3 protein-coding genes and 1 pseudogene are annotated in these 8,822 nt (G+C 59.3%); 1 reads left to right on the top strand and 3 read right to left on the bottom strand.

All coding sequences use genetic code 11. The features are described 5' to 3' along the window. From ACP5EL_RS03760 to hisF, 3 genes and pseudogenes are all read right to left on the bottom strand, one after another. A pseudogene (locus tag ACP5EL_RS03760) lies at positions 1-2,224 on the bottom strand (biopolymer transporter Tol); the annotation flags it as partial. Positions 2,225-2,422: 198 nt separating this feature from the next. Next, on the bottom strand, positions 2,423-4,636 hold the full coding sequence (locus ACP5EL_RS03755; RefSeq protein WP_428401124.1) for a DUF362 domain-containing protein: 2,214 nt from the start codon (positions 4,634-4,636) through the stop codon (positions 2,423-2,425). A gap of 524 nt (positions 4,637-5,160) precedes the next feature. After that, positions 5,161-5,982 (bottom strand): imidazole glycerol phosphate synthase subunit HisF, encoded by an 822-nt coding sequence (gene hisF, locus ACP5EL_RS03750; RefSeq protein ID WP_428401123.1) that lies wholly within the window; start codon positions 5,980-5,982, stop codon positions 5,161-5,163. A gap of 207 nt (positions 5,983-6,189) precedes the next feature. Between hisF and ACP5EL_RS03745 the strand changes: the two genes are divergently transcribed. Then, positions 6,190-8,349: a right-handed parallel beta-helix repeat-containing protein gene (locus ACP5EL_RS03745; protein ID WP_428401122.1), complete on the top strand. Its 2,160-nt coding sequence runs from the start codon at positions 6,190-6,192 to the stop codon at positions 8,347-8,349. Positions 8,350-8,822 lie beyond the last annotated feature (473 nt).

Here is an 8,822-nt window from a genome sequence, read left to right as displayed (position 1 = left end):
CGGTGGCCAGGTCCTTGACCACCACGTCCCAGTCGCCGGAGGAGTCGTCCATCCAGGCGATCCGCCTTCCATAAACCGAAGGGCTGGTCTGGTCCCCTCGACCCTCGGCGACGATCGTCTCAATGCCGGTGGACAGGTCCAGAGCCCTTATGTCCATGTCTCCCTTCCTGTCGTCGGCCCAGACCAGAAGGCCGTCCCCGACGTCGGGCTCTCTCTGATCGCCCGGCGCCCGGACCAGGGGCCGCTCGAAGCGGTTATAGAAGTCGAAGCCGAAGACGTCCCAGTCGCCTCCACGGTTGTCAGACCAGACGATGAGGCTGGCGTTGGTGGCCAGGTCCGCCTTCTCCAGTAGCATGATCGGATCGTCCTCCACCGTCCTCGTTACGATCGCGGGCGTCTCCTGGCTGTAGTCGATCCATACCATCCGATCGCCGCTCAAGAAGGAGGAGCTGGCGACGGGTCTGACGTCGAAGGGATAACCCCGGCCGTCGTTCGGCTTCTGGGGGAGGGGACCTGTAACGGCAGGGATCTCCCTCTCCAGCGCGAGGTCGTAGAGGTATATATCCAGGTCGCCGTTCCGATCGTCCAGCCAGGCGATCCGGTTGCCGGAGATGACCGGCTGAACCTGGCCGCCGGTGCTGGTGGTGACCACCGTCTCCTCGCCGGTTCCGAGGTTCTTGGCCCTTATGTCCCAGTCCCCGTTCCGATCGTCCATCCAGACGATCACATCGCCGTCGATCCAGGGAGCCTCCTGCTTTCCGGGGTCTGTAGTCACCTGGGTCTCGGTCCCGGATGTAAGGTTGTAGAGGAATATATCCCAGTTGCCCATCCTGTTGTCCATCCAGGCGACGAGGTCGCCCTCGATCATGGGAGTGAGCTTATTCGAGGAGGCCGTCGTTATCTGCTGCTCCGATCCGGTGGCGACTTCGTATACGTACACCTGGTTGACCTGGTCACCTCCGTTCCGGTCGTCGACCCATACCACCTTTCCGTCCGCCACCATCCCGTACCTCTGGTCGGAGGGGTCGTCGGTCACGACCGTCTCCTCCCCCGTCCTCAGGTCGTGGAGGAAGAGGTCTAGGTTTCCATTTCTGTTGTCGGTGTAGAGGATCAGGTCGCCGCTGATGCTGGGGCTGCTCTTCTCGTCCGAGGAGTCGGTGATCGCAACCTCCCGGTCGGCCGAGAGGTCGCGCAGGTAGACGTTGAACTTGCCGGTCCGGTCGTCGGTCCAGACCACCCTCGCTCCGTCTATCCAGGGGTTGGTGCAGTTGTAGGGGCCCGAGGCGATCCTTTCGTCGGCCGGAAGGCCGAAGTCGTGGATGTAGACGTCGGAGTCGCCGGCCCGGTAGTCGGTCCAGACGACGCACCCCTCCCCGAGGGCGGGCTCCATCTTGAGGGAGCCGGGGCTTACGGCGGTCTCCTCGCCGGTCGCGAGGTCGCGGACGTAGACCTCTGCAACCCCGCTACTGTGGTCCTGCCAGGCGAGGAGGTCGCCCTTGATCGAGGGGGCGGTCTGGAGGCCCGGCCTCTCGATCAGCGTCTCCTTCTTCGTCGATATGTCGTATACCGCTATATCGTAGTCTCCAGTCCTGTTGTCGGACCAGACCACGAGGCTTCCGTCGATCTCGGGAAAGACCTGCTCTCCGGGGGCCGTAGTGATGGCGGTCTCGCGGCCCGCCTTTAGGTCGTAGAGGTAGATGTCGGAGTTTCCGTTCCGGTCGTCCACCCAGACGACGATGTCACCGCTGATCCTGGGCTGGATCTGGTCCTTGGGGTCCGACGTTATCCTCTGCTCTTGGCCGGTCAAAAGATCGTACATGTATATGTTCCAGTCGCCGTCCCGGTCGTCCATCCAGACGACCCGGTCGCCGTCGATGTCCGGGAGGAACGAGCTTCCGGCGGCCTTGGTTATGGGCATCTCCTCTCTTGTTACAAAGTCGTAGAGGTATATGTCCGACTCGCCGGTCCGCATGTCCTGCCAGACGATCCTGTTCCCCGATACCGCGGGGTGGTCCTGGAAGCCGGGGTAGAAGGAGACCCCCCTCTCAGTCCCGGTCTCGAGGTCGTACATGAATATATCGAAGTTGCCGCTCCTGTTGTCCGCCCAGGCCACTATGTGGCCGTCGATGGCGGGCTGCTCCTGCAGACCGCCCCAGGTGCTGATGGGACGCTCTCTTCCCCCACTCAATCCGGAGGCGACGCCGGCCAGAAGCAGCGCCGCCACAAATAAAACGATGGTTCGCCTCGACATCTTAGCACTCATCCTGTCGAAGTTAAGCTGAATATCTCAACGTCCGAGAGTTGGGTGGCGGATATATAAGGCCTTACCCGTCGGCAGGAAGGATATGCCGGTCGAGGAAGATCCGGGGAGGATTTCCGGACAGAAAGGGCATAGAGATGATCCGGAGGGACGAGGCGGCCTTCAGATTCGGCCGTCTCCTGCTGCCGGTCCGGGATCGGCCTCTCCGGCGGTCGAGCGGGAAAGGTCGACCCCGGCGAGGGAGGCGACGGCCAGAATGGCCCCGGCATAGACCGCGCCGGCGAGGGGGATGAAGATGGGGAGGCCCTCCGTCAGGCGATAGCTCCAGAGCCCTGCGAACATCCCCGCCAGCTCCATGTAGCCGACGACGGCCACACCGGCCACGGCCAGGGCGGCGTTCCAGTCTATGGAGCATCTGCTCGAGGAAAAGAGGGCCAGAATGGCCATGATGACGTAGGTCGCCAGGACCGCCCCTTCCGCTATGGCGAAGTACCCTTCCAGATAGAAGAGGAGGGAGAAGGCGGCCACCGTCGCGGCGAAGGGGAGGGCCCTCCACCTCTTGAGCCTTTCGAATATGCCCAGGCCGGAGATCCACCGCCTCAACGGGTCCGATATCCCGAAGATCGTCACCATCAGAAGGGCCCAGCCCGATACGACGAAGAGGGTAGGGCCGTCGCTTCCGGCGTATCTCACGATCCCCCCCGAGGTGAGGGCTCGCTCCAAAAAGAAGGTGACGAGGACCGAAGAGAAGATGAGGGCCAGGAGGTTTCTGCTCTTCATCCTGACCGCGGCCAGGATCGAGACGATTATCGCGATGAGGAGGTTCAGGTCGAAGAAGAGGGATCTGAAGAGGTAGCCGTCCATGTAGAAGCCGAGGAGGACCGCCTCCGCCAGAAGCAGGAGTATGAAGAAGTTGTTCCTCCTCCTGATCCTCTCCTCCTCGGTGCCCCCCTGGCCACTCAGCTGGAAGTAGACGATATCGTTCAGAAGCTTCAGGAGGCAGGGGGTGAGGTATCTGAAGACCGGAAGCCTGGCCATGTCGTAGAGGAAGAAGTCCGCTCCGACGTTGAAGAGGGTGCTCCAGCCCGGAAATTTCAGCAGCAGCTCGATCCCGGCGTTGTAGAGGTCCTTGACCTCGGCCTGGGGCCGGTCCCAGTCCCCGTCCTTTCCGCTGGCGTGGCTGTAGGGGAGGTCGGCGAGATCGTACCTCTGGGAGGCGTCGCCGAGGCCCCTCTCGGCGGCGATCTTCAGGTGGACCACCTCCGAGGGGCCGTAGCCCATCAGCTGGGAGGCGATCGAATCGGCACAGACGACGTCGTTTGAGGCTACTATCGTCTGGAAGTCCAGGGGCCTGGAGCTGAGGGGTCCTATCGCCTCGTTTCCTATGCTGCCGTCGATGATCACCAGGTTGGGGATGAAGGACCTGTTGATCTCGTATATCACCTCCTCGATCTTCATCTTGTGGTACCTGGCCTTGTCCACCTCCGGGAGTGTTCCGTACATGTTCTTCATCCCCAGGGTGACCCCGGTGAGGAGGTGGGTCTTCATGGTGGGGACCGAGATTATCACGTCTGCGTCGATCACCTCCTTTGAGACCATATCCTCTCCGATGACGCCGTCCTCTCCGAAGTCGAAATTAACAATTTTGGTCTCGGAGAGGTTCACCAGCCTCACCCCCTTCTCTTTGGCCCAATCGACCCAGCCGGAGTCTTCGGCCACCCGCCAGAACTTGTTCCAGATCATGTCCGCGTCCCCGAGGAAGGGCTCTGCTCCCGTCCCCCTGACCAGTTCGACGATCTCGTCGACGACCTCGATGCTGGTGAACGTACCCCTCACCTCCGGCACCCCGCCGCAGACGTTGATCTTGATGAAGACTCTGTCGCCGGCCTGAACGAACCTCTCCATGCCGCCGAGGGCAGCTACCGCCTCCCTCACACACCGCCGGGGGTCTGGGTCTCTCGCCACGGCGTACTCAGACCTGTCGCGCTCGGCCCGGCTCTTGACGTCCCGGGAGGAATAGAGGCCGTCCGAGATCCTCCTTCGCTTCGATATCAGAAGGGCTGCGGCGTAGCCTGCGAAGAGCCAGACCGGATAGAGGGCGAAGAATAGAACGACGATGAAGGTCGGGATCATCTCCTTCGTTATGCCGGTTCTCTCGGAGTGGAGCATGAACGCCGAGCCGCTGGTGTTGGGAAAGGGAGGAAAAACGCACCTGAAGACGTCGGCGTAAAGGAGAGCGCTGAATATTATAAATATAAGTATTATCCCAACACCCACAACGATCTTCGCATGTCTATTCCAGCCCAGCCTCCGGCCACCAAAGTAGATGAAGAGGCCTGACAAAATCAGCAGAGGCGGATCAATCAGAAAGCTCATGGACGCTGACCTCCGGGTTCGAAAGAAACCCGGGATAAAGAGGACTGCGTTTCTATAAAATATTATTCATCCTTTCTGACGCCTTAGCATGAAACCGCCGAGAGGATTGGATCGGAGGTCTCTGCCCCCCCCGATGGGGGGTCTGGCCGGCGGGGACGAGTATGGGGGATCCGGCCCACCATAAAGTATATATGGAATATACTACTATATAGAGTATATAGGAAATGGTGTATATGATCTATGATCTGATATTGCTGGCTCTGCTCTTTGTTGTCGTAACCTTCTCCATAACTCTGGATATCTTCAAGGACATTCGAGAGCTGGTGAAGAACTAGAACTGGACCGTAAAGCCAGCTGATCGGGGGTGGGGAGTGGCTCCTGGCTTGCGCCATTCAGAATCGATGGCGTGGTATGGTGAAGATTAAGTCGCTTTTCTCGATCTTGGCCGGGCGGGCCGAAGGGCCACTCCAACCCAGAAAAAAAAAGCTTTTGGCGGCCGGGGGGCTCTCGCCTCCTCTGCGCCTTCAATCGAGCTTCACTTCGACTCCGTGGGACCGGAGGTACTCCTTCGCCTCCCTCACTGTGTACTCGCCGCGGTGGAAGATCCCCGCCGCCAGGGCGGCGTCGGCTCCGGCCTCCCTGAAGGCCTCGAGCATGTGCTCGGGATTTTTTGCCCCACCGCTCGCGATCACCGGAACGCTGACCGCCTCGGAGACGGCCCTGGTGAGGGGGATGTCGTAGCCGTCGTTCGTTCCGTCCCGGTCCATGCTGGTGAGGAGGATCTCGCCCGCGCCGAGCTCTTCGACCCGGCGGGCCCAGTCGATGGCGTCTATTCCGATCGGCTCTCTGCCTCCGTAGATCACCACCTCAAACCAGGCACGGCTTTCATCCTCCAGCCCGAAGGCGTTCGCCCCCCTTCCGATCTCGGGGTTTCTGCGGGCGTCGATGGCGATGGTGATCCTCTCGGACCCCACGGCCTTCGAGGCCCTTTTGATGAGGTCAGGGTCCTTCAGCGCCGCGGTGTTGATCCCCACCTTGTCGGCCCCGGCGTCGAGGATCTCGACGATCCCCTCCACCGTCCCGATCCCGCCGCCTACGGCGAAGGGTATGGAGACCTCCCGGGCGGTCCGCCGGGCGACGTCCACCATCGTCTTTCGACCCTCAGCGGAGGCGGTTATGTCCAGAAAGACCAGCTCGTCGGCCCCCTGCTCGTCATAGCGGATCGCGAGCTCGACGGGGTCGCCCTGCCGCTTCAGGTTCACGAACTTGACGCCCTTGACGACGGTGGGCTGGCCGTCGACGACCTTCACGTCGAGACAGGGTATGATCCTCTTCAAATCGCTCATGGTGGGCAGATGGCGCGGGCGGGTAAAAATCTTCCTGGGGGCGCCGCTCCTCGGCGGTCTCAAAGAAGGTCTTTTTCGATAACTATTTTATGGCTGGCCACCACCCCTTGAGCCAAAGACCACCGATGGCCTCAAGATCTGCGCCGGTGGACGGATGACTCGAAACCGACGACGCAAACTTGAATCGACCTGAATCGAGGGCCTATTTTGGGGACGAGATCGATGGTGGAAAAGCGCGAACTTCTCGAAGATGGGATAGCCGACCCCAGGGCTGTGGACCCTCTCTCCCGACTTTTGGGCAGCGAAATCTCTCCATCTCGATCTGTTGCCGCAGAATCTCTAAAAAAGCTGGGATTCGTCATCTTGGCGGCGGTGGCGATCTTCTCAATCGGCTTGGGAGCTGCGGCCACCATCTCGGTCGCTCCGGAAGAGAGCATCCAGTCGGCCATAGACGGCGCAGACGACGGAGACGTCGTGGTCGTCCAACGCGGATTTTATCGCGAGAACCTGATCGTGGACAAGCCGATCGTCCTCCTGGGCGAGAGCGCCGGCGGCGGAAGGCCCGTTATAGATGGGGGCGGCGGCGAAAACGGGATCACATTAAAAGCCGACGAGGTCACAGTCCAGGGGTTAGATGTCACCAACTCGAGGATCGGTATATATGTTGCCTCCAGCAACAACACGATCATCGGCAACGAAGTCCGCGACGGCTGGACCGGGATAGCGCTCCGCTCTTCGGGCGGGAACGTCCTGAAGGACAATTTTGTCAGCGAGAACTGGCGCGGCATATATCTCGAAGACTCTGTGGAAAACATTGTATTCGGCAACACCGTCCAGGATAATCGGTGGTCTGGCATCGTCCTCGAATCTTCGTATAACAACCTGGTCGAGGAGAACCTGATCCTGGCAAATTACCGCGGTTTTGAGCTGGTAGACTCCAACGAAAATACGTTCAGAGGTAACCAGCTTGCTGAGAACAGGTACAACGAGGAGCCACCGTCCACAGGTTCGGCGAGGAACGTCTCTCGAGATTGGTCCGAAGAGGGCGAACTTGCCCAAGAGCCGTCCGTCGCGAGGGCCGGTGACGGGGACTCTGAAGCCGATGACGAATCGTCCAGGGGGGTTCATGATGAGGATCTTGGTGGACCGGTCAACGAGACGGAGTCCGACGGACCTGAAGATCCCATCATGACGGCGACCGAAGAGACCCGGAACGATACGGTCCTGGATACGACTGCAGATCTGGATACGACTGCAGATCATGAGAACGATACGGATTTGAATGTTGAGACAACGCCGCCAGATCTCGATGAAGATCATATCGAAACGACCGTCGTAGACAAAACTGATGAGCCTGCAGCTGAAGATGCTTTTTACGATGCTGTAGACGAAAGTGCTGATACCTCAGCTGAAGATCCGCCGGTCGGATCCTCAGAAAGATCTGGTGGAATGGATGGAGGTGGGCTGGAGCCCGAAGGGAGATCTCGTGGATCCTCGGCCGAACCGGATGATGGCCGGCCGACCAAAGCGAACTTCGAAGAGCCGATTAAGTCCGAAGTGCCCCCCGAGACAGACGGTTTCGAGATAGACGGTTACGGGTCGGAACCGATCGATGGGGCCCTTTATGAAGCCGGCGAGGTCGTTTCTGGGGCCGGCGCCGGGGAAGAGGAAGAAGATCATCTCCCGGAAGAGGTGGAATCGGTCGAGAAGGCGACAGATGGCCCTCTCGTTGATGAAGACGGCCCCATCAGGACGAAGAGCAGCTCCGGCGGTTGGAAGATATACGAGTACCTCAAGTCCCTCCGCCAAAGGACAGGGGGCGAAGAGACCGCCTCTCAGCCGTCTTCAGAGGAGATGAACTTCTCGGAGATGGTGGAGATGGAGGTCGATCGCCTCGATCTGGGAACGGTATCCTTCTATTCAGCGAGGGAGATGACCGTCGGCGTCTCTGAGAAGGCGGAGGCGGCGATCGCGAAGGATGTCCAGGGGGAGCTGAAAGGCAGGCTCGAAGATCTTGGCGCATCCGAGGCCGAGGTCGCAGAATTGAGTTTATCGATAAAAGCCAACCTGGAAGGGGAAGACTTCCGCATTCAGCCCCTCGGTGACGGGGTGGCCTCCGTGGCGGAAGGGGAGATCGCCCGGTGGTCGTGGGAGGTCACGCCACTGAAAAGCGGCGTCCAGGATCTTATACTGCATCTTGGAGTGGTGGCGGATCTGCCCGACGGCGGCAAGATCGAGCGAGAGCGCCCTCCCATCGAGAGGCGAGTCGTCGTGGACCTCTCGTTCGAGCATATCGTTCTTTACATCGTGGATCGGGTCGCGGATTTCACCTCACGTAGCGGCCCCGTTTTCAGGTCGAAGTATTGATGATCTTCATCTGGGCAAAAAGGGAGAGCGCTCGACCCTGATTCCATTCTATTTTGATGAGGTCTTCTGAGCAACAGGTCCTTGTTATTAAGACATGTTATGAGGTTACTTTAAAGGATCATAAAAGTTCATTATGCCAAACGAGGTCATCTTTCGCGTTTATTACGCGGCTGTATATCGATTTTAGCCAGGCCCCCGGCAGACATGCGAATCAGATTTTGGCGACAAAATTATTCTCGTTTGATTATACATGCTACTGACCAATTCCTATAAATATTATGAGTCGGTCTGCTTCAGATGTTATGTTCTGATGGCCAATCCGATCAGAATTTGGGAGGGATAGATCTGGGAGGAGATTGCGATCACGTCAGCTGTGGCAACAAAGAGAAGGTCTGGATGCCTCATTATTACCAGGGACGGCACAATCTACTTTTCCAGTGATGAAGTTGGAGGCTGGATACCCCTTCCCAAAA

Source organism: Methanocrinis sp., from assembly GCF_049974945.1.
In the GTDB taxonomy this organism is placed as follows: Archaea; Halobacteriota; Methanosarcinia; order Methanotrichales; family Methanotrichaceae; genus Methanocrinis.
The sequence above is the reverse complement of the archived record's forward strand: the minus strand, read 5'-3'. Positions and strand labels throughout refer to the sequence as shown.